Annotated in this window: 21 protein-coding genes and 2 tRNA genes; 12 read left to right on the top strand and 11 right to left on the bottom strand. The window is 72.4% G+C overall.

What is annotated here, in order from left to right:
- The first annotated feature begins 1 nt into the window (after position 1).
- Both ACZZ97_RS09090 and ACZZ97_RS09085 read left to right on the top strand, forming a co-directional pair.
- The gene (locus ACZZ97_RS09090; protein ID WP_463472943.1) at positions 2–625 is read left to right on the top strand and encodes an FMN-binding negative transcriptional regulator; all 624 of its coding nucleotides are present in this window, start codon (positions 2–4) and stop codon (positions 623–625) included.
- A complete protein-coding gene (locus tag ACZZ97_RS09085) occupies positions 622–2,178 on the top strand; it encodes an amidohydrolase (RefSeq protein WP_463472942.1) in 1,557 nt (518 codons plus the stop codon). The genes ACZZ97_RS09090 and ACZZ97_RS09085 overlap by 4 nt, the downstream gene beginning before the upstream one ends.
- A 95-nt stretch (positions 2,179–2,273) precedes the next feature.
- Here ACZZ97_RS09085 and ACZZ97_RS09080 read toward each other — a convergent pair whose 3' ends face one another.
- Positions 2,274–2,765 carry a Dps family protein gene (locus tag ACZZ97_RS09080; protein ID WP_123548224.1) on the bottom strand — a complete coding sequence of 164 codons (492 nt, stop codon included), beginning with the start codon at positions 2,763–2,765 and terminating at the stop codon, positions 2,274–2,276.
- 182 nt (positions 2,766–2,947) lie between these two features.
- Here ACZZ97_RS09080 and ACZZ97_RS09075 point away from each other — a divergent pair, with 182 nt between their 5' ends.
- Both ACZZ97_RS09075 and ACZZ97_RS09070 read left to right on the top strand, forming a co-directional pair.
- Positions 2,948–4,372 (top strand): sensor histidine kinase, encoded by a 1,425-nt coding sequence (locus tag ACZZ97_RS09075; RefSeq protein WP_463472941.1) that lies wholly within the window; start codon positions 2,948–2,950, stop codon positions 4,370–4,372.
- A 9-nt stretch (positions 4,373–4,381) separates the two neighbouring features.
- Positions 4,382–5,047 (top strand): response regulator transcription factor, encoded by a 666-nt coding sequence (locus tag ACZZ97_RS09070; RefSeq protein ID WP_463472940.1) that lies wholly within the window; start codon positions 4,382–4,384, stop codon positions 5,045–5,047.
- Positions 5,048–5,081: 34 nt separating this feature from the next.
- Here the strand turns inward: ACZZ97_RS09070 and ACZZ97_RS09065 are convergent, their stop codons facing one another.
- Positions 5,082–5,882: an SGNH/GDSL hydrolase family protein gene (locus tag ACZZ97_RS09065; RefSeq protein WP_463472939.1), complete on the bottom strand. Its 801-nt coding sequence runs from the start codon at positions 5,880–5,882 to the stop codon at positions 5,082–5,084.
- A 172-nt stretch (positions 5,883–6,054) separates the two neighbouring features.
- Positions 6,055–6,125 (bottom strand) — tRNA-Gly (locus tag ACZZ97_RS09060).
- A 152-nt stretch (positions 6,126–6,277) separates the two neighbouring features.
- Between ACZZ97_RS09060 and ACZZ97_RS09055 the strand changes: the two genes are divergently transcribed.
- The 5 genes from ACZZ97_RS09055 to clpX all read left to right on the top strand — a co-directional run bounded on the left by ACZZ97_RS09055 (position 6,278) and on the right by clpX (position 10,683).
- A tRNA-Pro gene (locus ACZZ97_RS09055) sits at positions 6,278–6,350 on the top strand.
- Positions 6,351–6,412: 62 nt separating this feature from the next.
- Positions 6,413–7,735, top strand: coding sequence for a trigger factor (gene tig / locus ACZZ97_RS09050; RefSeq protein WP_123548228.1), 1,323 nt, complete (start codon positions 6,413–6,415; stop codon positions 7,733–7,735).
- Between the two features lie 215 nt (positions 7,736–7,950).
- Complete coding sequence (locus ACZZ97_RS09045) at positions 7,951–8,538, top strand: ATP-dependent Clp protease proteolytic subunit (protein ID WP_123548229.1); 588 nt, start codon at positions 7,951–7,953, stop codon at positions 8,536–8,538.
- Between the two features lie 40 nt (positions 8,539–8,578).
- Positions 8,579–9,241: an ATP-dependent Clp protease proteolytic subunit gene (locus ACZZ97_RS09040; protein ID WP_314101108.1), complete on the top strand. Its 663-nt coding sequence runs from the start codon at positions 8,579–8,581 to the stop codon at positions 9,239–9,241.
- A 161-nt stretch (positions 9,242–9,402) separates the two neighbouring features.
- On the top strand, positions 9,403–10,683 hold the full coding sequence (clpX, locus tag ACZZ97_RS09035) for an ATP-dependent Clp protease ATP-binding subunit ClpX (protein WP_123548231.1): 1,281 nt from the start codon (positions 9,403–9,405) through the stop codon (positions 10,681–10,683).
- Positions 10,684–10,939: 256 nt separating this feature from the next.
- Here the strand turns inward: clpX and ACZZ97_RS09030 are convergent, their stop codons facing one another.
- On the bottom strand, positions 10,940–12,991 hold the full coding sequence (locus tag ACZZ97_RS09030) for a M3 family metallopeptidase (RefSeq protein WP_463472938.1): 2,052 nt from the start codon (positions 12,989–12,991) through the stop codon (positions 10,940–10,942).
- 35 nt (positions 12,992–13,026) lie between these two features.
- Between ACZZ97_RS09030 and ACZZ97_RS09025 the strand changes: the two genes are divergently transcribed.
- The gene (locus tag ACZZ97_RS09025) at positions 13,027–13,881 is read left to right on the top strand and encodes a methyltransferase domain-containing protein (RefSeq protein ID WP_314103381.1); all 855 of its coding nucleotides are present in this window, start codon (positions 13,027–13,029) and stop codon (positions 13,879–13,881) included.
- A gap of 263 nt (positions 13,882–14,144) precedes the next feature.
- Here ACZZ97_RS09025 and ACZZ97_RS09020 read toward each other — a convergent pair whose 3' ends face one another.
- Positions 14,145–14,405 carry a hypothetical protein gene (locus ACZZ97_RS09020; protein WP_463472937.1) on the bottom strand — a complete coding sequence of 87 codons (261 nt, stop codon included), beginning with the start codon at positions 14,403–14,405 and terminating at the stop codon, positions 14,145–14,147.
- Positions 14,405–17,029, bottom strand: a complete 2,625-nt coding sequence (gene valS, locus ACZZ97_RS09015; RefSeq protein ID WP_463472936.1) for a valine--tRNA ligase — start codon at positions 17,027–17,029, stop codon at positions 14,405–14,407. Before valS ends, ACZZ97_RS09020 begins: the two co-directional genes overlap by 1 nt.
- A 271-nt stretch (positions 17,030–17,300) precedes the next feature.
- On the opposite strand from valS, the gene proP reads away from it, so the two are divergent.
- Positions 17,301–18,845 (top strand): glycine betaine/L-proline transporter ProP, encoded by a 1,545-nt coding sequence (gene proP, locus ACZZ97_RS09010; protein WP_314103388.1) that lies wholly within the window; start codon positions 17,301–17,303, stop codon positions 18,843–18,845.
- 119 nt (positions 18,846–18,964) lie between these two features.
- On the opposite strand, the gene ACZZ97_RS09005 is transcribed toward proP, so the two are convergent.
- The 4 genes from ACZZ97_RS09005 to ACZZ97_RS08990 form a co-directional block, all read right to left on the bottom strand.
- Positions 18,965–20,695: a dipeptide ABC transporter ATP-binding protein gene (locus tag ACZZ97_RS09005; RefSeq protein WP_463472935.1), complete on the bottom strand. Its 1,731-nt coding sequence runs from the start codon at positions 20,693–20,695 to the stop codon at positions 18,965–18,967.
- Positions 20,692–21,570, bottom strand: a complete 879-nt coding sequence (locus ACZZ97_RS09000) for an ABC transporter permease (RefSeq protein WP_463472934.1) — start codon at positions 21,568–21,570, stop codon at positions 20,692–20,694. Before ACZZ97_RS09000 ends, ACZZ97_RS09005 begins: the two co-directional genes overlap by 4 nt.
- Positions 21,567–22,457 (bottom strand): ABC transporter permease, encoded by an 891-nt coding sequence (locus ACZZ97_RS08995; RefSeq protein ID WP_463472933.1) that lies wholly within the window; start codon positions 22,455–22,457, stop codon positions 21,567–21,569. Before ACZZ97_RS08995 ends, ACZZ97_RS09000 begins: the two co-directional genes overlap by 4 nt.
- Before the next feature lie 145 nt (positions 22,458–22,602).
- A complete protein-coding gene (locus tag ACZZ97_RS08990) occupies positions 22,603–24,240 on the bottom strand; it encodes an ABC transporter substrate-binding protein (protein WP_463472932.1) in 1,638 nt (545 codons plus the stop codon).
- A gap of 89 nt (positions 24,241–24,329) precedes the next feature.
- Here ACZZ97_RS08990 and ACZZ97_RS08985 point away from each other — a divergent pair, with 89 nt between their 5' ends.
- Positions 24,330–24,962, top strand: a complete 633-nt coding sequence (locus ACZZ97_RS08985; protein WP_463472931.1) for a TetR/AcrR family transcriptional regulator — start codon at positions 24,330–24,332, stop codon at positions 24,960–24,962.
- On the opposite strand, the gene ACZZ97_RS08980 is transcribed toward ACZZ97_RS08985, so the two are convergent.
- Positions 24,959–25,459, bottom strand: a complete 501-nt coding sequence (locus ACZZ97_RS08980; RefSeq protein ID WP_194614402.1) for a GtrA family protein — start codon at positions 25,457–25,459, stop codon at positions 24,959–24,961. The two genes, ACZZ97_RS08985 and ACZZ97_RS08980, sit on opposite strands and share 4 nt — an antisense overlap.
- Between the last annotated feature and the right edge of the window lie 228 nt (positions 25,460–25,687).

Genomic DNA, 25,687 nt, shown 5'->3' with positions numbered 1-25,687 from the left:
CATGCGCCACACTCCGCACTTCGTGCAGTCCGACGTCGACGAGGTCAAGCGGCTGATCCGCGAGCACCCGTGGGCCACGATCGTCGCCTCGACGACGCAGGGGATCGTCGCCTCGCACTACCCGGTCGTGCTCGAGGACGACCCTGCCGACCCGGCGGCCATCGTGCTCGTCAGCCACGTGGGCAGGCCCGACGAGCGCTCCCTCGAGCTGGGCTCCGCAGAGGTGATGGTGATCGTCCAGGGCCCCCACGGGTACGTCTCGCCGGGGTGGTACCCCGCCGAGCAGATCATCCCGACCTGGAACCACGTCACGGCGCACCTCTGGGGCACGCCCGAGATCCTGTCCGACGACGAGAACTTCCGCGTGCTCGGCGAGCTCGTCGACCACTTCGAGCGCGTCATGCCCGAGCCGTCGACCCTGACGCTCGACGAGGAGGGCTCGCGCCGTGTCGCCAAGGGCACCGTCGGCATCCGGCTGCGGGTCACCCGGTTCGACGCCCGCGCGAAGCTGAGCCAGAACAAGGCCCCCGAGGTCGTCGACCGCATCGTCGACGAGCTCGAGCACGGCGAGCACTACGCCCAGCCGGCCCTGGCCGCCGAGATGCGTCGGGTCCGCGACCGATGAGCACCGGCCAGCCGGGCGCCGTCACCGATGCGCGGCCCGACACGGACGCCGGCCCCGAGGAGGTGCGTCCCCTGCTCCTGAGGAACGCCCGCCTCACCGGCGTGCACAGCTCGGAGGCCGCCGACCGCGTCGACGTCCTCCTGCGTGACGGCAGGATCGCCGAGATCGGCCACGGACTCGCGGGCCACGGCGGCGCCGCTGTCGTCGACCTCGACGGCCGGTGGCTCGGCCCCGGTCTCTGGGACTCCCACGTGCACATGGACCAGTGGGCGCTCGTGCGACGTCGCCTGGACGTGTCGTCGGCCGGTTCGGCTGCCGAGGCCGCGTCGCTCGTGGGGGAGCGCCTGCGCGCACAGCCCCCGGCGACCGGGCAGCCCCTGATCGGCTACGGGTTCCAGGACGCGCTCTGGGCCGACGAGCCCACCAGGGCCCTGCTCGACGCCGTCTCCGGCGACGTCCCCGTCGTGCTCGTCAGCAAGGACCTGCACTCCGTCTGGCTCGACTCCCGCGCCCTCGAGGCCCACGGCCACGGCGGACACCCGACCGGCCTGCTCCGCGAGGCGGACGCCTTCGCCGTGAGCACCGCGGTCAGCGCCGTGTCCGAGGACCAGCTCGACGAGTGGGTCGGCGAGGCCGCCGAGGCCGCTGCCGCCCGGGGCGTCGTCGGGATCGTCGACCTGGAGATGACCCTCTCGGTCGACCGCTGGGCGCGCCGGGTGGCGGCGGGCACGAGGTGCCTCCGCGTACGCGCCGGCGTCTACCCGGACGACCTTGACGAGGTCGTCGGGCGCGGCCTGCGAACCGGCGACGTCGTCCCCGGCACGCACGGCCTCGTCGAGATGGGGCCGGCCAAGATCATCACGGACGGCTCGCTCGGCACCCGGACCGCCTGGTGCCGGGACGCCTACGTGGGCATGGAGGGCGACCCCGCGGCGCGGGGCGTGGCGACGTACGGCAAGGAGGCGCTCGTCGACCACCTGAGACGCGCCTCCTCGGCGGGCCTGGTCCCCGCGGTGCACGCGATCGGCGACGCGGCGAACGCGTCGGCCCTCGACGCCCTCGAGGAGGTCGGCTGCGGCGGCTCGATCGAGCACGCGCAGCTGCTCGACCCCGACGACGTCGCGCGCTTCGCCCGGCTCGGCATCGTGGCGAGCGTCCAGCCCGAGCACGCCATGGACGACCGCGACGTCGCCGACCGGCTGTGGGCCGGACGCACCGGGCGGTCCTACGCGTGGGGGAGCCTCGCGGAGGCCGGGGTGCGCCTGCAGCTCGGCTCGGACGCGCCGGTCGCCCCGCTCGACCCCTGGGTCGCGATGGCGGCTGCCGTGTGGCGCGCGAGGGACGGCCGCGACCCGTGGCACCCGGAACAGCGTCTGGCGGCCCGGACGGCCCTCGCCGCGTCGACCGGCGGCCGTACGAGCGTCGAGGTCGGCTCCGTGGCCGATCTGGTCGTGACGGAGGCCGACCCTCTGACGGCGACGGACCACGACCTGCGCGCGATGGTCGTCTCGGCGACCCTGCTCGGCGGCCGGTTCACGCACCTCGCTCTCTGAGGCGCGCAGGTCCGGTGCGCCCGCGACGGGCCAGCGCACGACGGAGGCCGCCGCCCCGCGGGGCGACGGCCTCCGTTCGTCAGGAGGGAGCGGACTCAGCCGGCGACGTGCGCGGCGAGGAACCAGCGGTCCTTCTCGAGGCCGCGCGAGATCTCGATCGCGACGTCCTGGCTCGACGCGTCGAGCTCGCCGAGCTCGTCGATTGCCGTGCGGACGGCGACGAGGGAGGCGTCGATCTGGGCGACCAGCTCGGCGATCGTGCGGTCGATCTGGTTGAAGCCGGGCGAGGTCGTCGGGATGCTCGTCTTGGCGGCGACGGTCTCGATGCGGGCGTCGACGGGCAGGCCGAGGGCGACGACGCGCTCCGCGGCGAGGTCGGCCCACTCGCGGGCGTGGTCGACGACCACGTCGATCAGCTCGTGGACCGCGACGAACGCGATGCCGCGCACGTGCCAGTGCGCCTGCTTGCCGTTGACCGACAGTGCGGTGAGGTCGGTGACGATCGGGCTGAGGAACTGGGCGACGCCGGCGGCGACGTCGGGGTCGACGGAACCCTGGGGGACGGTGATGGTGGTGGCGTCGGTCATGGCGGTGTCCTTTCCTAGACGATCTACCCCACGGTAGAGGGCTGAGCGGATTCCGCAAGCAAGCTGAGGCTCGGCTCACCGAGGCCAGCCTGGCCTCACCTGCCCGGGCGGGGGATAACCCCACCGCCCTCTCGGGCGCTGGCACCATGGGACGGTGCCCGCACCTCCGCGAGGCTCGAGGCATGACCCAGGAGAGCACCATCAGCGCCCCCACGAACCCCTACCTCTCGCCGCCGCCCCCGCCCGGCGGCTACGGGCGTCGCTGGCGTGCGCTGCCGCGCGAGCTCGGCTACGTCGCCCTGTCGGCGGTGCTGGTCGTCGTGATCGGCGGCATGTCCACCCTGTTCTTCCGGTCGCTCGGCCGCGCCGACAACTCCGTCGTCGGGTTCGTCTTCCTCGCGGCCGTGGTCTTCGCGAGCCTGTGGCTGGCGCGCTGGTTCGGCACGTTCGAGGTGATCCGCCTGCGCTGGGCGATCGACCGTCCCGTGCGTCCCGTCGACTGGACGCCGAACACGACGTGGGGTCGCTCCGACAACCGCGGCGTCCGCGCCCTCTCGGCGTTCGCGAACCCGCACTACTGGCTGTACCTGCTCTACGGCCTCGTGGTGTTCCCGGCCGCGGCCGCCCTCACGACCATGGTCATCGTGCTGCTCGTCGCCGGCCCCGCCCTGTTGTTCGTCTTCGGCGGCGTGGTCGTCGGCAGCGTCCCGGGCGGCGACGGCCTGCACGCGGTCGTCGGCGGCGGCGGCGGGCTCCTCCTCCTCCTTCTCGGGGCCGTCGTGCTCGCGGGCGTCGTGCTGCTGATGCCCTTCGTCGTGCACGGCTTCGTCGTGATGCACCACGCGATCGCCGCCGCCATGCTCGGCGGCTTCCGCAGCGACCAGCTCGCCGTCGAGCTCGCCGACCGCGAGATCTCGCGCACCGCGGCCCTCTCGGCCGAGGGCACGGCCCTCCGTCGCCTCGAGCGCGACATCCACGACGGGCCGCAGCAGCGCCTCGTGCGCCTGCAGATGGACCTCGCCGCGGCAGCCAGGGCCGTGGACTCCGACCCCGAGAAGGGCAAGGCCCTGATCGAGGAGGCGCGGGCACAGTCCCGCGAGGCCCTCGAGGAGCTGCGCGCCCTGTCCCGCGGCTTCGCGCCTCCCCTGCTGCTCGACCGGGGGCTGGTCGCGGCGCTCGAGTCGCTCGTCGACCGCGCGGTCATCCCCACGGCCTTGCTGAACCGGGTGCCGGCCCACGTCGTGCTGCCCGTGGACATCCAGCGGAACGCCTACTTCATCGCCTCCGAGCTCGTGACCAACACGGGCAAGCACTCGTCCGCGCTGTCGGCCGATCTCGTGCTGCGCACGCGGACCGCACCCGACGGCCGGGGCACCCTGCTCGAGCTCGTCGTCACCGACGACGGCCAGGGCGGCGCGGGCCTCCGCGACGGACACGGGCTCGCCGGCGTGCAGGAGAGGCTCGTGGGCCTGGGCGGGTTCCTCGACATCTCCAGCCCGGCGGGCGGGCCGACCATCGTGACGGTGAGCATCCCGCTCGTCGACGACTCGTCCGCGGCGGTCGAGACGACCGGACCTGCTGCTCCCGCCGCGCCGCCCGCTCCCTAGACTGGCGGGGTGCCCGAGCGACCTGTGACCCCCGCCCTGCGCGTCGTCGTCGCGGACGACTCGGTGCTGCTGCGCGAGGGCCTCGTCCGCCTCCTCGACGAGATCGGCGCCGACGTCGTCGGTGCCTACGGCGACGCGGACTCCCTCCTGGCCGAGCTCGACGAGAAGGCACCCGACGTCGCGGTGCTCGACGTGCGGATGCCCCCGACCCACACCGACGAGGGGGTCCGCGCCGCGATCGAGGCCCGACGCCGCCGTCCCGGGCTCGGCATCCTGCTGCTCTCGCAGTACGTCGAGGTGGCGTACGCACGCGACCTGCTCGAGGCCGGCAGCGGGGGAGTGGGCTACCTGCTCAAGGACCGCGTCGCCTCCGTGGACGAGTTCGGCGACGCGCTCGGCCGGGTGGCCGACGGCGGCACGGTGCTCGACCCCCAGGTCGTCTCGCAGCTGCTCGGCAGGCGAGGCGACCCGCTCGCCGCACTGACGCCCCGTGAGCGCGAGGTGCTCGGCCTGATGGCCGAGGGCCGCACCAACGCGGCCATCGCCGCCGCCCTCGTCATCGGCACCGGTGCGGTGGAGAAGAACGTCACCTCGATCTTCCAGAAGCTGTTGCTCGAGGACAGCGGCAGCGACCACCGCCGGGTGCTCGCCGTCCTCGCGTTCCTGCAGCGATAGGGCCGCCGGGGCAGCTGGTCCGTCACCGGGGCTGCTAGCTGGTCCGGACGTCTCCGGACTCGAGCACGTCGTCGGCAGGGCCGGCCTGGAGCAGGTCGCCCCGGGTGCCGCCCACGTCGAGGATCGTCTCGCGCAGCGACTCGCCGACGCGCTGGTACCCGACCGTCGTGGGGTGGATGCCGTCGGGCGAGGTCCCGGTCGCGAACACGAGGCCGTCGCGGGCGAAGCCCCAGGGGTCGGTCCAGGTCCAGCCCCTGTCGAGGACGTGCCGCTCGAGGGCCCTCTGGTACACGGCGGCGGCGGCGGGCGCGCGGTCGTAGGGCGGGATGGCCGCGACGATCACGTGCTGCGGTGCGATCGTGGCGACGACGGCGTCGTACGAGGCGGCGGACTCGGCGAAGCCGATCCCCTTGCGCACGTCGTTCGTGCCCGACATCAGCACGAGGACGTCGACGTCGGCGACCGGGGTCACCGCCGCGGCTTGCTCCTGGACGGTGCTTCCGCCCTTGGCCCACCCGCCGACCCACTCGACGCCGTCGCCGCGCGCGTACGTCATCCACGTGTTCGCGTCGAGGCCGTCGCTGAGCAGTCGCGCTCCCCCGGCGGTGAGCGAGTCGCCGACGATGGCGACGCGGACGGCGTCGTCACGGCGCGCGTCGTCGTCGCCTGCGCCGCCGGCCGTGACGTCGCCCGGCGTGGCGGAGGCAGCGGCCTGCGGGGCCCCGGTCGGGGCGGACCCGGGGGAGGCGGTGGTCACGTCCGCGCTGCAGCCCGTCACGAGCAGGGCGAGCGCCGCGCCCACGAGGGCGGCCCGGGCGATCTTCGCGCGATCCATCCTCAGATCATGAGGCATCCCCGCAGCCGCTCCGTACCGAGACGCAGCGGAGCGCGCCCCCTCTTCGGGGAAAGGTCGAACGGGCCCGCGCCGGAGGCGTCGAGCTGCGTCGTGGGGAAGATTCATGCACGGTGCCTGCGGCACCGGACGCCGGAGGCGTCGAACCATCGAGAGGGGATGACGGGAATCGAACCCGCGCCATCAGTTTGGAAAACTGAGGCTCTACCATTGAGCTACATCCCCGTGGGCGGCTGGTGCCGCTCGGGTGTCCACAACTATAGAGCATGTCGATCACCGGCTCGAACGGCCGGTCCTGTGGTCGGCTAGACTCCCCCGAGGCTTGTCTCCACCCGACCTCAACGGGACCAACGGAGCTCGCCGTGCCAGGTGATATACGGGGCGTAGCGTAGTGGCTAGCGCGTCCGTTTTGGGGGCGGAAGATCGCAGGTTCGAGTCCTGTCGCCCCGACGATCGTCTACCTGCTGTCTCGGACGTGAGTTCAGCACCACCAACACAGGAGAAGCCCCACATTGGTCCAGACCACCGTTGAGAAGCTCAGCCCCACGCGCGTCAAGCTCAACATCGTCGTCAGCCCTGACGAGCTCAAGCCCAGCGTCACGCACGCCTACGGCCACATCGCGGAGTCGATCAACATCCCCGGCTTCCGCAAGGGCAAGGTGCCGCCGCCCATCATCGACCAGCGCGTCGGTCGCGAAGAGGTCCTGAACCACGCCGTCAGCGAGAGCCTCGACAAGTTCTACCGCGAGGCCGTCTCCGAGACCGAGATCCGCGTGCTGGGCCGCCCCGAGGCCGACGTCGTCTCCTGGCCCGACGTGAAGGACTTCTCGGGCGACCTGACCATCGCCGTCGAGGTCGACGTGCGTCCCGACTTCGACCTCCCCGACTACGAGGGCATCGAGCTCACCGTCGACTCGGTCGAGATCAGCGACGACGAGGTCGAGGAGGAGCTGTCGAACCTGCGCACGCGCTTCGGCACGCTCGTCACGGTCGACCGTCCCGCCACCACCGGCGACTTCGTCCAGATCGACCTCACGGCGACCATCGGCGACGACACCGTCGACACCGCCCAGGGCGTGTCGTACGAGCTCGGCTCCGGGGAGCTCATCGAGGGCATCGACGAGGCGCTCGAGTCGCTCACCGCCGACGAGAGCACCACGTTCGAGTCGAAGCTGCTCGGCGGCGACCGCGAGGGCGAGACCGCCCAGATCGCCGTGACCGTCACCGCCGTCAAGGAGCGCGAGCTCCCCGAGGCCGACGACGACTTCGCGCAGATCGCCAGCCAGTTCGACACCATCGACGAGCTCAAGGGCGACCTGAAGGAGCAGCTGGCCAAGTCGAAGACGTTCGGCCAGGGCGCCCAGGCGCGCGACCAGGTCGTCGAGAAGCTCCTCGAGTCCGTCGAGATCCCCGTGCCCGAGAAGCTCGTCGAGGACGAGGTGCACCGTCACCTCGAGCAGGAGAACCGCCTCGAGGACGCCGAGCACCGCACCGAGGTGACCGAGAGCAGCGAGAAGGCCTTCCGCAACCAGATCCTCCTCGACGCGATCGCCGAGAAGGAAGAGGTCAAGGTCGAGCAGGACGAGCTCACCCAGTACCTGATCCAGGGCGCCGCCCAGTACGGCATGGAGCCCGGCGAGTTCATCAAGGTGCTCGACCAGAACGGCCAGATCCCGGCCATGGTCGGCGAGGTCGCCCGCAGCAAGGCCCTGGCGGTCGTGCTGTCGAAGGCCAAGGTCGTCGACGGCGAGGGCAAGGAGGTCGACCTGTCGGCCTTCACCGCCACCGCGGGCGTCGGCGGCGACGACGACCACGAGGGTCACGACCACGCGTGAGCTGAGCTGACGCGTCGGTGCCGATGAGGCGCTGACGTCGAGAGGGCCGGGTGCTGGTGCACCCGGCCCTCTGTCGTTCCCGGACTGCACCCGCGCCTCCTCGGCTCGGCCTGGTCGGCGAGGGGCGGAAGTTATTGCCGTGGGCGAACAGCCCGGAACCCGTGCGCCCCACCGGATAGATTCGACGACAAGCGACAACGAATGGGAGCTCCACCATGGCCGACGTGACACTGCCCAACAGTGTTTTTGACCGACTTCTCAAGGACCGCATCATCTGGCTCGGTTCCGAGGTGCGGGACGAGAACGCCAACGAGATCGCAGCGAAACTCCTGCTCCTCGCCGCTGAGGACAGCGAGAAGGACATCTACCTCTACATCAACTCGCCCGGCGGGTCGATCACGGCCGGCATGGCGATCTACGACGCCATGGAGTTCGTGCCGAACGACATCGTGACCGTGGGCATCGGCATGGCGGCCTCGATGGGCCAGCTGCTGCTGACGGCCGGCACCAAGGGCAAGCGCTACATCACGCCGAACGCGCGCGTGCTGCTGCACCAGCCGCACGGCGGCTTCGGCGGCACCAGCTCCGACATCCAGACGCAGGCTCAGCTCATCCTCTCGATGAAGCAGCGCCTGGCCGAGATCACCGCTGCCCAGACGGGCAAGACCGTCGAGCAGATCAACGAGGACGGCGACCGTGACCGCTGGTTCACGGCCGAGGAGGCCCTGGAGTACGGCTTCGTCGACCACATCCGCGGCTCGGCCACCGACGTCGTCGGCGGCGCCGGCACGGACCAGTCGTAGACCTCCCTCCCCGATCGCCAGCAGAGAAAGAGACACACTCATGGAACTCCCGATGATGGGCGGCGCGGGCCGACTGCAGACCCCCAGCTCCCGGTACATCCTCCCCAGCTTCGAAGAGCGCACGGCCTACGGCTACAAGCGCCAGGACCCGTACGCCAAGCTCTTCGAGGACCGCATCGTGTTCCTCGGCGTGCAGGTGGACGACGCCTCGGCCGACGACATCATGGCGCAGCTCCTCGTGCTCGAGAGCATGGACCCCGATCGCGACATCACTCTGTACATCAACTCGCCCGGTGGCTCGTTCACGGCCATGACGGCGATCTACGACACGATGCAGTACATCCGTCCGGAGATCCAGACGGTGTGCCTCGGCCAGGCTGCCTCGGCGGCCGCGGTCCTGCTCGCGGCCGGCCAGCCCGGCAAGCGCCTCGCCCTGCCGAACGCCCGCGTGCTGATCCACCAGCCCGCGACCGGCGGCAGCAGCGGCGGCCAGGCGTCGGACATCGAGATCCAGGCGAAAGAGGTGCTGCGCATGCGCACCTGGCTCGAGGAGACGCTGTCGAAGCACTCGAACAAGACGCCCGAGGAGGTCAACCGCGACATCGAGCGCGACAACATCCTGGGCGCCGACGAGGCGCTGGCCTACGGTCTGGTCGACCAGGTGCTGACCTCGCGGAAGAACCAGCCGGCGCTCACGCGCTAGCCGACCACGCGTCGCGACCACGACGACGGAGCCCCGGGCGCGCTGCCCGGGGCTCCGTCGCGTCCGGGCCGCAGGTCGGTCCCGGAGTGTCGGGGGATCGGGTTAGGCTCGGTGCACGTCGTCCGACAGGGGGCGACGACGATCTCGTAGGGAGGCCGGGCATGGCACGCATCGGTGAGAGCGCTGATCTGCTCAAGTGCTCGTTCTGCGGCAAGAGCCAGAAGCAGGTCCAACAGCTGATCGCCGGCCCCGGCGTCTACATCTGCGACGAGTGCGTCGAGCTCTGCAACGAGATCATCGAAGAGCGCCTGGCCGAGGCGGGCGACGAGCCCACGAGCGAGTTCGACCTCCCCAAGCCCCGCGAGATCTACTCGTTCCTCGAGGAGTACGTCATCGGGCAGGACGCCGCGAAGCGCGCCCTCTCCGTGGCCGTCTACAACCACTACAAGCGCATCCGCGCCGCGTCGACGCTGACGGCGGCCGAGTCCCTCGCCGACGAGGTCGAGATCTCGAAGTCCAACATCCTGCTGATCGGCCCGACGGGGTGCGGCAAGACCTACCTCGCCCAGACCCTGGCCAAGCGGCTCAACGTCCCGTTCGCCGTCGCGGACGCGACCGCCCTCACCGAGGCGGGCTACGTCGGCGAGGACGTCGAGAACATCCTGCTCAAGCTCGTCCAGGCAGCGGACTACGACGTCAAGCGCGCCGAGACGGGCATCATCTACATCGACGAGATCGACAAGATCGCGCGCAAGGCCGAGAACCCGTCGATCACCCGCGACGTGTCGGGCGAGGGCGTGCAGCAGGCGCTGCTCAAGATCCTTGAGGGCACGGTCGCCTCCGTGCCTCCCCAGGGCGGTCGCAAGCACCCGCACCAGGAGTTCATCCAGGTCGACACGACCAACGTGCTCTTCATCGTCGCCGGGGCCTTCTCCGGCCTTGAGGACATCATCTCGAACCGCGCGGGCAAGCGCGGCATCGGCTTCGGCGCCCCGTTGCACAGCAAGGAAGACGAGGCGGCCCTCTTCAGCGAGGTCCTCCCCGAAGACCTGCACAAGTTCGGGCTGATCCCCGAGTTCATCGGGCGCCTCCCCGTCGTGACGACGGTGACGCAGCTCGATCAGGCTGCCCTGATGCAGATCCTCACCGAGCCGAAGAACGCCCTCGTGCGGCAGTACCAGCGCATGTTCGAGATCGACGGGGTCGAGCTGCAGTTCGAGCACGAGGCCCTCGAGTCGATCGCCGACCTCGCCGTCCTCCGCCAGACCGGTGCTCGTGGCCTCCGGGCGATCCTCGAAGAGGTGCTCGGGCCGATCATGTTCGACGTCCCTTCCGACGACACCGTCGGCACGGTCGTCGTGACGCGCGCCTCCGTGCTCGAGAACGCGGCGCCGACGATCGTTCCCCGTCTCGTGGACGAGCGCGTCGAGAAGTCGGCCTAGCCTCGCTTCCTCTCCGCACCTACTGAACGCCCTGGACGCCTGTCGTCCAGGGCGTTCACGCGTCTCGGCCCGTGCTGTCGGCGGGTTCCTGCCCTCCTCGGCGGGTGATCGCGGCCTCGTCCCTGATGTCGACGGGTCTCAGTCGTGCGTGGCGGGTCAGCGCCCGCCCGCCGACGGCGACGGGAACCCGCCGACTCTGGCAACGACATGCCGGGGGCGACGGGAACCCGCCGGCAGGTGCCGGGCAGGGGCGCGATCAGGCGAGGCCGCGGCGTTCCAGCAGCGGCTCGACCCGGGCGTCGCGGCCACGGAAGTCGCGGTAGGCCTCGAGGGGGTCCTTCGACCCGCCGACGCCGAGCAGACGTGCTCGGAACCGGTCGCCCGCCTCCCTGCTCAGTCCGCCGTTCTCCTCGAACCACTCGACGGCGTCGGCGTCCAGCACCTCGCTCCAGATGTACGAGTAGTAGCCGGCGTCGTAGCCGCCCGCGAAGGTGTGGGCGAAGTACGTGCTCGAGTAGCGAGGGGGCACCTGCGCGAGGTCGAGGCCGACCGCGGCCAGCGCCTCCTGCTCGAACGCCTCGACGTCGTCGACCCGGTCGGCCTGATCGGGCGAGAGCCTGTGCCACGCCTGGTCGAGCAGGGCGCTGGCGAGGTACTCGCTCGTCGCGAACCCCTCCCCGTAGGTGCGCGAGGCGACGAGCTTCTCGACCAGCTCGCGCGGCATCCGCTCGCCCGTGACGTGGTGGACGGCGTAGTTCTCGAGCACCTCCGGCCAGAGCATCCACATCTCGTTGACCTGGCTCGGGAACTCGACGAAGTCGCGGAACACGTTCGTGCCCGAGAACGACGGGTAGGTGACCCGGGCCAGCAGGCCGTGCAGGGCGTGGCCGAACTCGTGGAACAGCGTCGTCACCTCGTCGAGCGTGAGCAGGGTCGGCGAGCCGGCCGCGGGCTTCGAGACGTTGAGGTTGTTGACGACGACGGGCGGGAGCCCCAGCAGGTCCGACTGCGACACGAGCGGGTTCATCCAGGCCCCGCCGCGCTTCGAGTCGCGGGTGTAGAGGTCGAGCACGTACAGGCCGACGGGCGCTCCGCCGTTCTCGGTCACCTCGAAGACCCGGGCCTCCGGGTGCGGGCCGACGAGGTCCCGCCGCTCGGCGAACTCGAGACCGTAGAGGCGGGAGGCGGCGTGGAAGACACCGTCGTGCAGCACCCGGTCGGCCTCGAAGTAGTCGCGCATCACCGCTGTGTCGACGTCGAAGCGCTCGGCACGGACCTTCTCGGCCCACCAGGCCCAGTCGGAGGCGCGGACCTCGCCGCCGCCGTCGCTTCCCGCCTCGCTCGCGGCGAGCCGGCGCAGGTCGACGAGCTCGGCGGCGGCGTTCCGGGCCGCGGGCGCCGCGAGACGGCCGAGCAGGTCGGCGACGGCTGCCGGGCTGCCGGCCGTCTCGCCCGCCGTCACCCACGAGGCGTGGTCCGGGAACCCGAGCAGGACGGCGCGCCGGGCCCGGAGCCGAGCGATCTCGAGCACGAGCGCACGGGTGTCGTGCTCACCGCCCCGTCGCCCGCGCGACCGGGAAGCGGCCATCACGCGCTCCCGCAGCGCCGGGTCGTCGAGCGACGCCAGCAGCGGGTGGCCGGTGGGCAGCACGAGCGAGACGACCCAGGCGTCCTCGAGCCCGCGCTCCCGTGCCGCCTCGGCTGCCGCCCCGAGCTGGCCCTCGGTGAGGCCGCGCAGCTCGGCAGGGTCGCGCACGACGACCGCGAGGTCGTTCGTGTCGGCCAGCAGCGCCTTCTCGAAACGGGTGGTCAGGGTCGAGAGCTCCTGGTTCAGCTGACGCAGCGCCTCCTTGTCGTCGTCGCCCAGGGCGGCGCCGGCACGGACGAAGTCGGCGACCGTGCGCTCGAGCAGGTATCGCTGCTCGGCCGTGAGGTCGAGCTGGTCGCGTCGGGCGTGCAGGGCATCAAGGCGTCGCCACAGTCGTGGGTCGAGGCGGATCGCGTCGGCGTGCTCGGCGAGCCGCGGGGCCAGCTCGAGCTCGAGGGCGTCCGTGACGTCGTTCGAGTCGCTCGACGCCTTGTCGAAGAACGCGTGCTCGACGCGGGCGAGGATCCGTCCGCTGCGCTCGAGCGCCTCGAGGACGTTGGCGAACGTCGGCTCGGCCGGGTCCGTCGCGATCGCCTCCAGCTCGGCCCTCTGCTGCTGGAGGCCGGCCTCGAAGGCGGGCAGCCAGTCGCCGTCCGTGATCTCGGCGAAGGGAGGCAGCGCGTACGGCAGGGAGCTCGGCTCGAGGAACGGGTTCGTCATCCGCCCACACTAGGAGGCTCGCTAGGGTCGGGCACATGAGCGAACCGACCACACGGCGCGAGCCGACCGCACCGGGCGGACCCACCGCACCGCGTGCGACCTACACCCACGGGCACCACGAGAGCGTGCTGCGGAGCCACGCGTGGCGCACGGTCGAGAACAGCGCCGCCTACCTCGTGCCGCACCTGCGTCCCGGGCTGTCGCTGCTCGACGTCGGGTGCGGGCCGGGCACGATCACCGTCGACCTCGCCGAGCGGCTCGCCCCGGGGCGCGCCGTCGGGGTCGACGCTGCGGCCGGGATCGTCGCGCAGGCCGCCGGGCTCGCAGCCGAGCGAGGCCTGGAGAACGTCGAGTTCGTCACGGCCGACCTGTACGAGCTGCCGTTCGACGACGACACGTTCGACGTCGTGCACGCGCACCAGGTGCTCCAGCACGTGGCGGATCCCGTCGGGGCGCTTCGGGAGATGCGGCGGGTCGCGCGGCCCGGGGGAGTCGTCGCCGCCCGCGAGGTCGACTACCACGGCACCGTCTGGGCACCAGAGTCGCCCGGCCTCGACCGGTGGATGGACGTCTACCAGCAGGTGCACCGCGGCAACGGCGGAGAGCCCGACGCCGGGAGGCGCCTCAAGGGCTGGGCGCTCGAGGCCGGCCTCGAGGCGGTCGTGAGCACCGCCTCCTCGTGGTGCTTCGCCTCGGACGAGGAGCGCACCTGGTGGGGCGACAGCTGGGCGTCGCGCGCGACGGAGTCCGCGTTCCACGGGGACGCCATCGCGAAGGGGGTCGCGACCGACGCCGAGCTGCACGCGATCGCGGACGCGTGGCGCGCGTGGCGGGACGCGCCCGACGGGTGGCTGCTCATGCCGCACGGCGAGATCGTCGCCCGAGCCTGACCCCGAATCTCGGCGAGCTGTCCCGCAGATGCCGACCGAGTGCCCTCCGATAGCGGAAGATCCGGGTATCGAAGGCGCCGCGCGGGCTCAGCGGTCGGCATGTGCGGAGGGCCAGGGGCGCGGGGGCGCAAAGCGAGAGGGATCCGCGGCCGCGGGGGCGGTCTGCGGGGCAGACCGGGCCCGGCGGGGCGGATCCCTCTCAAATTACGGGGTGGTGCGGGAGGCGCGCGCAGGGGAGCGGTCGCGCGGCGGGGGAGGCTGGGTCAGTCCCCGTCGGAGTCGAGGGCGTCGTCCGGCGCGTGCACGCGTGCCTCGCCCGTGACGGCGTCCACGCGGATCACCGTGCCGTCGTCGAGCTCGACGACGGGTCGGTGCTCGAGGTACGTGAGCGTCCAGCGCCAGGACGACGCGTCGACGCCCTCGTCGGCGAGCTCGCGCTCGACCTGGGCGACCGCGCCGAGCACGGGGGCGGGGAGGCTGGCCGGAGCCGCACCTCCCACGCTCCAGCGCGTGCCGAGCTGCATCAGGCGCCCGCAGCCGGGGTCGGGGCGCCGGCGGCCACAGGGGCCTCCGGCAGCTCGCCCAGCTCGATCGCGGTCACGGCCAGCGACTCGCCCTCGACGAAGTCCAGCGACTGGATCTTGCCCACGGCGGCCAGGTCGGAGGCCGCCCCGCGGAGCACCTCGAGCTGCGCGGCCGGAGCCGAGATCGTCGCCGAGACGACCGGCGTCTTCTGCGAGGCCTTCGCGTCGGACTTCGCCCGGCGGACGCCGATCAGCGCCTCGCCGACGAGGCCGAGCAGGCCGGTCGGCGCGCCCACCTCGCCGAGCTCGGCGGCGGTCGGCCACGAGGCGCGGTGCACGGAGTCGTCGTGCGTCCACGACCACACCTCCTCCGTCGCGAACGGCAGGTACGGCGCCAGCAGGCGCAGCAGGCCGTCGATCGTCGTGCGCAGGGCGAGCACGGCCGAGGCCTGCTCGGCGGGCGTGGTCGCCCCGTACGCGCGCTCCTTGACGAGCTCGAGGTAGTCGTCGCAGAAGGTCCAGAAGAACTTCTCGGTGACCTCGAGGGCGCGGGCGTGGTCGTAGCCCTCGAGCGCCTCGGTCGCGGTGTCGACGACCGCGGCGAACGACGCGAGCAGGTCGCGGTCGAGCGGCTCGGTGATCGAGAACTCGCCCGACGGCAGCTCGAACGAGTACACGAACTTGGCCGCGTTCAGCACCTTGATCGCCAGACGTCGGCCGATCTTGATCTGCTTCGGGTTCTGCGGGTCGAAGGCCGCGTCGGTGCCGAGCCGGCTGGAGGCGGCCCAGTAGCGGACCGCGTCGGAGCCGTGGTCGTCGAGCATCGCGGCGGGCGTCACCACGTTGCCCTTCGACTTCGACATCTTCTTGCGGTCGGGGTCGACGATGAAGCCCGAGATCGAGGCGTCCGTCCACGGCACGGTGCCGTGCTCGAGCTGCGATCGGAGGGCGGTCGAGAACAGCCAGGTGCGGATGATGTCCTGGCCCTGCGGTCGCAGGGAGTACGGGAACACGAGCTCGAACAGCTCGGGGTCGGCCTCCCAGCCGCCGGCGAGCTGGGGCGTGAGCGAGGAGGTCGCCCAGGTGTCCATCACGTCGAGCTCGCCCTGGAACCCGCCGGGCACGCCGCGCTGCGACTCGTCGTAGCCGGGCGCCGGGTCGCTCGACGGGTCGACGGGCAGCGACGCCTCGTCGGGCACGATGACGTCGTCGAAGACGGGGTTGCCGTCGGCGTCGAGGGGGTACCAGACGGGCAGCGGCACGCCGAAGAAGCGCTGGCGCGAGATGAGCCAGTCGCCGTTCAGGCCGTTGACCCAGTTCTCGTAGCGCACGCGCATGAAGTCGGGGTGGAACCCGACCTCGCGGCCGCGCTCGAGCAGCGACTGCTGCAGGGCCTCGTCGCGGGCGCCGTTGACGATGTACCACTGGCGCGTCGAGACGATCTCGAGCGGCTTGTCGCCCTTCTCGAAGAACTTGACGGGGTGCGAGATCTTCCTGATCTCGCCGACCAGCTCGCCCGAGGCGGTCAGCTGCTCGACGACGGCGGCCTTCGCGCTGAAGACCGTCTTGCCGGCGAGCTGGGCGTAGGCCTCGCGGCCCGCCTCCGACTCGATCGCGGCGGGGGCCTCGCTGACGAAGCGGCCGTCGAAGCCGATCACGGCACGGTTCGGCAGCTGCAGCTCGCGCCACCACACCACGTCGTTCGTGTCGCCGAAGGTGCAGACCATGGCGATGCCCGAGCCCTTGTCGGGCTGGGCGAGGTGGTGCGCCACCACGGGGACCTCGACGTCGAAGAGCGGTGAGCGCACGGTGGTGCCGAAGAGGGCCTGGTAGCGCTCGTCGTCGGGGTGCGCGACGAGGGCGACGCAGGCGGGGAGCAGCTCGGGACGCGTCGTGTCGATCAGCACGTCGCCCTCGCCGTCGGTGCGGTGGAAGGCGAGCTTGTGGTACGCGCCCGGCACCTCCTTGTCCTCCAGCTCGGCCTGCGCGACCGCGGTGCGGAAGGTGACGTCCCACAGGGTGGGCGCGTCGGCCTGGTAGGCCTCGCCGCGGGCGAGGTTGCGGAGGAACGCCTTCTGCGCCATCGCCTGCGACCGGTCGTCGATCGTGCGGTAGTTCTGGGCCCAGTCGACCGAGAGGCCGAGCTTGCGCCAGACGTCCTCGAACTGCTTCTCGTCCTCGACGGTGAGGCGCTCGCAGAGCTCGACGAAGTTGCGGCGCGAGATCGGCACCTGGTCGGCGGCCTTGGCCGACTTGCCGTCGCCGCCCTCGAACGGCGGCGTGAAGGACGCGTCGTAGGGGAGCGACGGGTCACAGCGCACCCCGTAGAAGTTCTGCACGCGACGCTCGGTCGGCAGGCCGTTGTCGTCCCAGCCCATCGGGTAGAAGACGCTGGCGCCGCGCATGCGCTCGAACCGGGCCTTGACGTCGGTGTGCGTGTAGCTGAAGACGTGGCCGATGTGCAGGCTGCCCGACGCGGTCGGCGGCGGGGTGTCGATCGAGAACACGGAGGCGCGGGTCGCCTGGTCGCGGTCGAACCGGTAGGTGCCCGACTCTTCCCAGACCTGGCCCCAGCGGGCCTCCAGCCCCTCGAGGGCGGGCTTCTCGGGCATCGGTGACGTCATGGGCTGCTCCGGTTCTGTGGGCGGCGCCGTGTCGGTGGGGAGGCGCCTGGTTGTGGGACTGCCCCAGTGTACGCGCGGCCGGGACGGCGGCCGGGGGCGGCGGCAGGGCGGGCGTGCAGGAGGCGTCGTGGCTGCTGCCGTGGAAAGATGCGGTCAGGGCACTGTTGCGAGCACTGCACTGGATCTGACATGCCGGTCTCTGTTAGCCTCGTCCGGTTTTGCCCGACACCGTGGTCGCGCTCCGTCCGACCATCCGGAGGTATCCCGACACATGGCCCTACGCAAGAACGACGCCCGCGAGAACAGCCCGAAGGCCGCACGCCGCGAGCTCACCACGGACGACGTCACCGTCGTCGAGGAGTCGATGCTCAAGCGCGCCGTCAGCGCCGCCGCGCTCGGCAACGCCATGGAGTGGTTCGACTTCGGCGTCTACGCCTACATCACCACGACCATCGCGCAGGTCTTCTTCCCGCCCGGGAACGACGCGCTCAACATCCTCTTCACCTTCGGCACCTTCACGGCGGCCTTCGTGGTCCGCCCGATCGGCGGCGCGTTCTTCGGTCCCCTCGGCGACCGCATCGGCCGGCAGAAGGTGCTCGCCATGACCATGATCCTGATGGCCGCGGGCACGCTGGCGATCGGCCTCATCCCGTCGTACGCGACCATCGGCATCTGGGCCCCGATCCTGCTGCTGCTGGCGCGCCTCCTGCAGGGCTTCTCGACCGGCGGCGAGTACGGCGGCGCCGCGACCTTCATCGCCGAGTACTCGCCCGACAAGCGCCGCGGCTTCATGGGCTCGTGGCTCGAGTTCGGCACCCTCGGCGGCTACGTGCTCGGCGCCTCCCTCGTGACCGCCCTGCAGCTCGGCCTGAGCGAGGAGGCGCTGCTCGGCTGGGGCTGGCGCATCCCGTTCATCGTCGCCGGTCCGCTCGGCCTGATCGGCCTCTACCTGCGCCTCAAGCTGGAGGAGACGCCGGCGTTCCAGAAGCAGCAGGCGGAGGCGTCGGAGCGCGAGCACCAGAAGGTCCCGTTCCTCACGCTGTTCCGCGAGAACTGGCGTGCGCTCATCGTCTGCGTCGGCCTCGTGCTGGTCTTCAACGTGACGGACTACATGCTGCTGTCGTACATGCCGACCTACCTGACCAACACCCTCGGCCGCGACGCGACGAGCGGGCTCCTGTTCATCATCGTGGTGATGGTGCTGATGATGCTCGTCATCACGTTCGGCGGGCGGCTCAGCGACCGCTTCGGTCGCCGGCCGGTGCTCTTCGCCGGCTGCATCGGGTTCCTGGTGCTGTCGTTCCCGGCGCTCCGCATGGTGCAGAGCGAGAACGGCGTGCTGTCGTTCGCGGGCCTGCTCGTGCTCGGCCTCGTGCTCGTCACCTTCACGTCCACGATGCCCTCGACGCTGCCCGCGCTGTTCCCGACGATCATCCGCTACGGCGCCCTCGCGATCGCGTTCAACGTGTCGGTGTCGCTCTTCGGAGGGACCACCCCCCTCGCGACGGAGGCGCTGGTCGTCTGGGCAGAGGGCCGCGGCTTCGGCTGGGCCCACGACATCCCCGCGTTCTACCTGATGGCCGCCGCGGTGATCGGCCTCGTCGCGGTCTCGTTCACGAAGGAGACGGCCAACGAGCCGCTGCTCGGCTCGGGCCCGTCCGTCGCCACCGACGCCGAGGCCCAGGAGCTGATCGCCGCGTACTCCGACGAGTCGAGCGACGTGTCGAAGTCGGAGTGGGCGCTCGCGTTCGCCGAGTCGGGGCCGATCCAGGTCGTCCGCCCGCCGGCCGACGACGAGGTGTCCACGAGGGCCTAGCGCCTCCGCACGCACCGTCACGTCGAGACCCCTCGGACCCGCGCGCACCCGCGTGCGCGCCGAGGGGTCTCCGCGGTTCCCGAGGGTGTCGGGGCAGCGGCGCGGCGCGGCGCCCCGCGCTAGGGGCGCGCCGCGAGCAGGGCGCGCGTGTGCTCGTGCCGGGGAGCCGCGAACACCTCGGCCGTGCGCCCCTGCTCGACGACCCGCCCGTGCTGCATCACCGCGACGCGGTCCGCCATGTGGCCGACGACGTCGAGGTCGTGCGAGATGAGGAGGTAGGCCAGGCCCTCCTCGCGCTGCAGGTCGTCGAGCAGGTCGAGCACCTGGGCCTGCACCGAGACGTCGAGGGCCGACACCGGCTCGTCGCAGACGACGACCCTCGGGCGCGCGGCCAGGGCGCGGGCGATCGCCACGCGCTGCCGTTGACCTCCCGACAAGGAGGCGGTGCCCCGGTCGGCCAGGTCGGCCGCGAGCCCGACCCGGTCGAGCAGCGCCACCACGTCGCGACGCAGGGCGTCGCCGCGGACGCGCGTGCGGTCGCCGCCCGTCAGCGCGTCGGCCAGGAGCCTGCCCACCGGCAGCCGGGGGTCGAACGAGCTCGCCGGGTCCTGGTAGATCGAGCCGAGCAGCGGTCGCCGGGCACGGCGGTCCCTCTCGTGCAGGGGCGCCCACGGCTCGCCCAGCAGCTGGACCGTGCCGGCGTCGGGGGCGTCCAGCCCGAGCAGGAGGCGCGCGGTCGTCGTCTTGCCGCTCCCGGAGGCGCCCACCAGGCCGAGGGTCTCGCCCGCGCGCAGCTCGAGGGAGACGCCGTCGACGGCGACCCGGTCGGGCGCGGCGCCGCGCGCCGGGAACACGCGGCGGAGTCCGCTCGCGGCGAGCACGACGGGCGCGTCGTCCGCCCGTGCCGCCTCCGCCTCCTCGCCGGGCGATGAACCGCGTTCCGGACCATGAACCGAGACATGTCCCGGTTCATGGTCCGGAACGCAGTTCATGGAGGAGAACACTGCTGAGGGCGTCGGCGCCTGAGTCGCGGGCGCGGGCCCCGCGGCAGGCGCGGACAGCCGCCCGCCACGGGGCGCCCCGCCAGGCAGGGCCGCGACGAGCATGCGCGTGTACTCGTGCTCGGGTGCGTCGAGCACCTCGGCCGTCGGGCCGGTCTCGACGACCTCCCCCGCCCGCATGACCACGACCCGGTCGGCCAGCCGACGCACGACGCCGAGGTCGTGGCTGATCATCAGCACGGCCGTCCCCCCGTCGCGCAGCGCGCGCAGCCGGTCGACGACGACCCGCTGCACCTCGGCGTCGAGCGCGGTGGTCGGCTCGTCCGCCACGACCAGCTCGGGCCGGACGGCGAGGGCTGCCGCGATCAGTGCCCGCTGGCGCAGCCCGCCCGACAGCTCGCCCGAGCGGGAGCCGAGCCGCGCCTCCGGGTCGGGCATGCCCACCTCGACCAGCGCCTCCAGGGCCCGCTCCCGCCGCTGCCGGGGCGTCAGGCGGGTGTGCAGCCGGAGCGCGTCGTCGATCTCCCGGCCGATCGGGCGGAGCGGGTCGAGCGACACGAGCGCGTCCTGCAGCACGAGGCCCACCCGGGCGCCGCGCACCCGACGCCAGGCGCGCTCGCCGAGGCCGGTGAGGTCGGTCTCGCCGAGCGTCAGCCGCCGGGAGGCGACCGTCCCGCCCGTGAGCCCGAGGAGCGCCCGCGCGGTCACGCTCTTGCCTGACCCCGACTCGCCCACGATCGCGACGCACTCGCCGGCCGCGAGCGTGAACGAGACCCCGTCGACGACCGGGCCGGAGCCGAACGAGACGCGGAGGTCGTCGACGACGAGGAGGGGAGCGGCGCCGGTCACGAGGCTCCTCCGCCCCGGCGCGCCAGCCCCCGGCCGAGCACGGTCGCCGAGGCGGCCGTCAGCACGACGGCGAGCCCGGGGAACACCGTCATCCACCACGCGCTCGTGACGTACAGGCGGCCCGCCGAGAGCATGGCGCCCCACTCCGGGGCGGGCGGCGGCGCACCGAGGCCGAGGTAGCTGAGCGACGACGCCCAGACGACGGCCTGGCCGAGCCCCAGCGTCGCGAGCACGACGACGGGCGCGAGGGCGTTCGGCAGCACGTGCCGCCAGAGCACGGTCGCCGGGCGGCGGCCCAGGACGACCGCGGCCTCGACCATGGCCGAGCGGCGGACGCGGACGACCTGGCTCCGCACGATGCGCGCGTAGCCCGGCGCCGTGGCGAGGCCGACGGCGACGGTCGCGGGGAGGGCGCCCGGCCCTGTGAACGCGATGACCACGAGCGCGAGCAGGAGGCCCGGCAGCGCGAACATGACCTCGAGGAGGCGCGACACCGCCACGTCGGCGACGCGCCCCGGCAGGCGCCCGCCCCCGAAGCCCGCGGCCACGCCCAGGAGGACGCCGAGGCCCGTGCCGATCACCGTCGCCGCGGCCCCGATCGCCAGGCTCGCGCCCGCTCCGTGGACGATGCGGGTCCAGATGCCGCGGCCGGACTCGTCCGTGCCGAGGGGGTGCGCGAGCGAGGGGGCCGTGAACGCGTCCGTCGGCGAGACGGCCAGGGGATCGGCGGGGGCGAGCAGCCCCGGGGCGACCGCCGCCACGACGACGAGCGCGAGGGCGACGGCGGCGACGACCTCGGGGACGCGGAGGCGCGTGCGAGGCGACCGAGTGCGGAGCGGTTCACGCGCCGGCCGCGTGCTCGACACTGCGCTCACGACGCCCGCACCCGAGGGTCGACGAGCCGCTCGGCCAGGTCGCCGAGGGCCACGACGACCACGTACGAGAGCGCGGAGACGAGGGCCACGCCGGTGACGAGCGGGATGTCCCGCAGGGTCACCGCCCCGAGCAGGGTGCGGCCGAGGCCGGGCCGGGCGAAGACGGACTCGACGACCACCGCCCCGCTCAGCAGCGAGCCGAAGGCCCAGCCGGAGAGGGCCAGGCCGGGCAGGGCGGCGTGCCGCAGCAGGTGCCGCCCGAAGAGCCCGGAGGTCGACTCGCCCCGGGCCCGGGCGGAGAGGGCGAACGGCGACGACGCCGCGTCGAGCAGGGAGTCGCGCGTCACCTGGCCGAGGAACCCGGCGACCGGCACGGCCAGCGTCACCACCGGCAGCACGAGGCCGATCGGGGTGCCCGTGCTCACCGGGGGCAGCAGGCCGAGCTGGGTGCTGAGCACCAGCACGAGCACGCTGCCCAGCCAGAAGTGCGGCACCGCGGCCGCCACCACCTCGAGGCCGGACGAGACGGCGGCGGCGACCCGGCCGCCCAGGGTGGCCCACCAGGCGGTCCCCAGCGCGATCAGCCAGGCGACGGCCAGCGCGCACGCCGCCAGCACGACCGTGCCGGGCAGCTGGTCGAGCAGCAGCGCGCCGACGTCCGTGCGGAGCGAGTACGAGGTTCCGAGGTCGCCGGTCGCGAGACGGCCGAGCTGGGCCAGGTACTGCAGGAGGAGGGGGTCGTCCAGCCCGTACTGCTCACGCACCAGCGCCAGCGCCTCGGCCGACGCCTGCGACCCCGGACCCCCGAGGATCGCCTCGGCGGGATCGCCGGGCACCAGCCGGATCGCGAAGAAGACCATGGTCGCGACCGCCCAGAGAACGACCACGCCGCCGACGACGCGACCGGCCAGCCACCGGGCCGCCGCTGCCGCGCGCCCGCGCCTCCTGCGCTCGGGCCTCTCAGACGACGCGTCGTCCGTGGTGGGGGGAGCGGTCGAGGAGGCGCGGCTCGCCGCGTCGTCGCGCCCCGGCTCAGTCGGTACGGGAAGCGTCATACAGGGTGACGGCCGAGACCGGCGGCAGGGCGCGGACGCCGGTCACCGACGAGCGCACGAGGTAGTGGTTCTGCTGGTCGTAGAGCGGCAGCACCGTGTAGCTCTCGAGGACGATCTGCTGGGTCTGCCGGTAGAGGTCGGCCCGCTCGTCGGGGTCGCTCGTCTGCGCGGCGTCGGTCAGCAGCTGGTCGAGGGCAGGATCGCTCAGCTGCGCCAGGTTGGCGAAGTAGCCGCTCGGCGCGGGCGTGATGCCGGCCGTGTCGTAGAGGATCCGCAGCACGTCGGGTCCGACCTTCGTGTACGGGGCGCTGACCAGGTCGTAGTCGTTCTCCGCGAGGGCGCCGTACCAGCTCGACAGGTCGAGGGGAGACAGCACGACCTCGATGCCCAGCTGCTTCGCGCCGGCCTGGATCTGCTCGAAGAGCGACTGCTCGGCGGGGATCGACTGGTTCGTGCTCACGGGGAACTCGAGGGAGAGGCGCTCGCCGCCCTTGGTTCGGTAGCCGTCGGCGTCGCGCTCCGTCCAGCCGGCCTCGTCGAGCAGGTCGCCGGCGGCGTCGGGGTCGACGTCGAACAGCGACTCGTCCGAGTACGCGAGCGGCTCGACGCTCGAGAGGGGCGAGTACGAGCGCTCCGCCGTGCCGAAGAAGAGCGAGTCGATGCCGTCGTTCACGTCGACCCCGGTGATGAAGGCCTGTCGCACGCGCTCGTCGTCGAAGGGCGCCTTGCCCGAGTTCAGCTCGATCCGGTTCGCGGCGCCGGGCCGGGGCGCGTCGATCTCGTCGAGCGAGTCGTCCTTCTCGGCCGCGACGAGGGTGTCCGGCTGGACGTTGTCGATCACGTCGACCTGGCCGGCCTGGAGGGCCGCGTAGCGGGCGGCGGAGTCCGGGATGAAGCGCCAGACGACCTCGTCGAGGTGGGCGGGGCCGTCGTGGGCGGCGTCGGCGGGCGGCGACGAGTAGTCGTCGTTGCGGCTCAGCACCACGCGGTCCTGCTTGGTCCAGGACTCGACCACGAACGGGCCCGTGCCGACGGGCGACTCGCAGTTCGCCTCCTGGGAGCGCTCGAGCGCCTCCGGAGACTCCATGGCGAGCCACGGCTGCGTCAGCGACTCGAGCAGCGCGCTGTCGGGCTCGCTCAGGTCGAAGCGGGCGGTCCGGGCGTCGACGGCCTCGACGCCGGTGACCTTCTGCAGGGCGAGGTAGCCGGTCGACGAGAGCGTCTCCGGGTCCTGCAGGTGCGCGACGTTCGCGGCGACGGCTGCGGCGTCGAAGGGCGTGCCGTCGGTGAACGAGACGCCGTCGCGCAGGGTGAAGGTCCAGCTGAGGCCGTCGTCCGATTCCTGCCACGAGTCGGCGAGCCACGGCACGATCTCGCCCTCCGAGTCCTTCGACACGAGCGACTCGAGGTACTGCGTCGAGACGAGCGCCTGCGGGTAGTTGCCGCCGACGTGCGGGTCGAGGCAGGTGGGCTCGGCGTCGCCCGTGGCATAGGTCAGGGTGCCGCCGGCCCGCAGGGCCCCGTCGTCGGACGAGTCGCCGCCGGAGGCGCAGCCCGCGAGCAGCAGGGCGCCGGCCGAGGCGAGGGCGAGCAGGGGGAGTGAGCGCGTGCGCATGGGGCTCCGGAGGTGTGCGGCGGGGTGGGGTGGCTTGTTGAACTGGGTACAACAAGGCCGTGGATGAGTCTAGCGGCATGATTGACCCCATGTCAGACGAGACGACGTCCCGCAGCGCCCGGCCCTCGGGGCGGCCGCGTCGGTCGTCGGCCGACGTCCTGGCCGACGCCGCGGCCGAGCTGTTCCTCGAGCAGGGCTGGTCCCGCACGACGGTGGACCAGATCGCGCAGCGGGCGGGGGTGAGCCGCGGCACGTTCTTCAACTACTTCGAGTCGAAGGCCGACACGTTCTGGCTCGACCTGGACGCGACCGCGGCGGGCCTCGGGGACGCCCTCCGCGCCTCCTCGGGCACGTCGCCGGTGCGGAGGGTCGAGGCGGCGCTGGTGCAGCTGGCGGCCGCGCACCCTGCCGACCGTGTGCCGTGGGCGCTCACCCAGTCGGACGCGATGGGCCTCGGCGACGACCTCGTGTCGTCGGCGGCCGTGCGCCTCGTCCGGGTCCGCGCGACGGTGGCGTCGTTCCTCTGCGAGGTCGGCGGCGCGCCACGCGGGGACGCCGGGGCCGACGTGGCTGCGTCGGCACTGCTGGCGGCGGCGGCCACGGCCGTCGTCACGTGGGCACGGGACGGCGTGCGCCGACGACCGCTCGACGAGGAGGTGGCGGCGGCCCTGGCCCCCGTGGCAGACGGCTTGGCGCGCGCCGGCCGCCGCGCCGACGGCTAGGCCGTGGGGGTGGAGGCGGTCGAGGGCGAGACGGGGGACAGCACGTCGTCGAGCTGGGCGCGCTTCGGGAACACCCACTTGTTCATCGCCCAGTAGCGGAACACCATCGCCAGCGCGGTGCCGATCACCGGGCCGCTGACGAAGTCGGCGATCTCTTGTGTGGTGCGCGACACCTGCGGCACCTCGAAGCCGAGGCCGTAGCGCGACAGGTACAGCGGAGCCGAGTTGATCGCGACCCCGATCACGCTGACGACGACGAAGAGCAGCATCTCCTGGCCGGTGTGGCGGTCGCCGCGGTCGTCGAACGACCACTTCTTGTTCATCCAGTACGACACGACGGTCGCGACGATGATGCCGAGCGACAGCGCGGTCACCGGGTGCTGCGGGATGACGAAGAGCTTGAGCCCGTAGTTGATCACCATGGTGATCACGAAGCCGATGCCGCCGACCACGAGGAAGCGGAGGGCGGAGGGGTGGGCCTTGGCCAGCCGGATCATCGTGCGCACGGATCGACGCTACAGGGGCTCCCTAAGAAGGCGCCGGGCGTTGTCCCCTCCGCGCACGAGTGCGGACGCGGAGCTGAGCGGCGGGCGCGTGCCGGGAGGATGAGGGTCTGTCCGACGGAAGGATGACATTCCGTCACGAGTGGGTCACGACGCCTCCGGGGGGCCGCCGCGCCGCCTATGGTCCGAGGAGGAGAGAACGACTCTCTCCGGTCGTTCGCT

This window comes from Frigoribacterium sp. AC512 (assembly GCF_979258295.1).
Note: the sequence above shows the minus strand (reverse complement) of the source record. Positions and strands in the feature narration are given on the sequence as shown.

Bases quoted from the DNA above. Each gene is read 5' to 3' on its own strand.
- ACZZ97_RS09090 (WP_463472943.1), top strand. From the start codon at position 2: ATGCGCCACACTCCGCACTTCGTGCAGTCCGACGTCGACGAGGTCAAG.
- ACZZ97_RS09085 (WP_463472942.1), top strand. From the start codon at position 622: ATGAGCACCGGCCAGCCGGGCGCCGTCACCGATGCGCGGCCCGACACG.
- ACZZ97_RS09080 (WP_123548224.1), bottom strand. From the start codon at position 2,765: ATGACCGACGCCACCACCATCACCGTCCCCCAGGGTTCCGTCGACCCC.
- ACZZ97_RS09075 (WP_463472941.1), top strand. From the start codon at position 2,948: ATGACCCAGGAGAGCACCATCAGCGCCCCCACGAACCCCTACCTCTCG.
- ACZZ97_RS09065 (WP_463472939.1), bottom strand. From the start codon at position 5,882: ATGGATCGCGCGAAGATCGCCCGGGCCGCCCTCGTGGGCGCGGCGCTC.
- ACZZ97_RS09045 (WP_123548229.1), top strand. From the start codon at position 7,951: ATGGCCGACGTGACACTGCCCAACAGTGTTTTTGACCGACTTCTCAAG.
- ACZZ97_RS09040 (WP_314101108.1), top strand. From the start codon at position 8,579: ATGGAACTCCCGATGATGGGCGGCGCGGGCCGACTGCAGACCCCCAGC.
- clpX (WP_123548231.1), top strand. From the start codon at position 9,403: ATGGCACGCATCGGTGAGAGCGCTGATCTGCTCAAGTGCTCGTTCTGC.
- ACZZ97_RS09030 (WP_463472938.1), bottom strand. From the start codon at position 12,991: ATGACGAACCCGTTCCTCGAGCCGAGCTCCCTGCCGTACGCGCTGCCT.
- ACZZ97_RS09025 (WP_314103381.1), top strand. From the start codon at position 13,027: ATGAGCGAACCGACCACACGGCGCGAGCCGACCGCACCGGGCGGACCC.
- ACZZ97_RS09020 (WP_463472937.1), bottom strand. From the start codon at position 14,405: ATGCAGCTCGGCACGCGCTGGAGCGTGGGAGGTGCGGCTCCGGCCAGC.
- valS (WP_463472936.1), bottom strand. From the start codon at position 17,029: ATGACGTCACCGATGCCCGAGAAGCCCGCCCTCGAGGGGCTGGAGGCC.
- proP (WP_314103388.1), top strand. From the start codon at position 17,301: ATGGCCCTACGCAAGAACGACGCCCGCGAGAACAGCCCGAAGGCCGCA.
- ACZZ97_RS08990 (WP_463472932.1), bottom strand. From the start codon at position 24,240: ATGCGCACGCGCTCACTCCCCCTGCTCGCCCTCGCCTCGGCCGGCGCC.
- ACZZ97_RS08985 (WP_463472931.1), top strand. From the start codon at position 24,330: ATGTCAGACGAGACGACGTCCCGCAGCGCCCGGCCCTCGGGGCGGCCG.
- ACZZ97_RS08980 (WP_194614402.1), bottom strand. From the start codon at position 25,459: ATGATCCGGCTGGCCAAGGCCCACCCCTCCGCCCTCCGCTTCCTCGTG.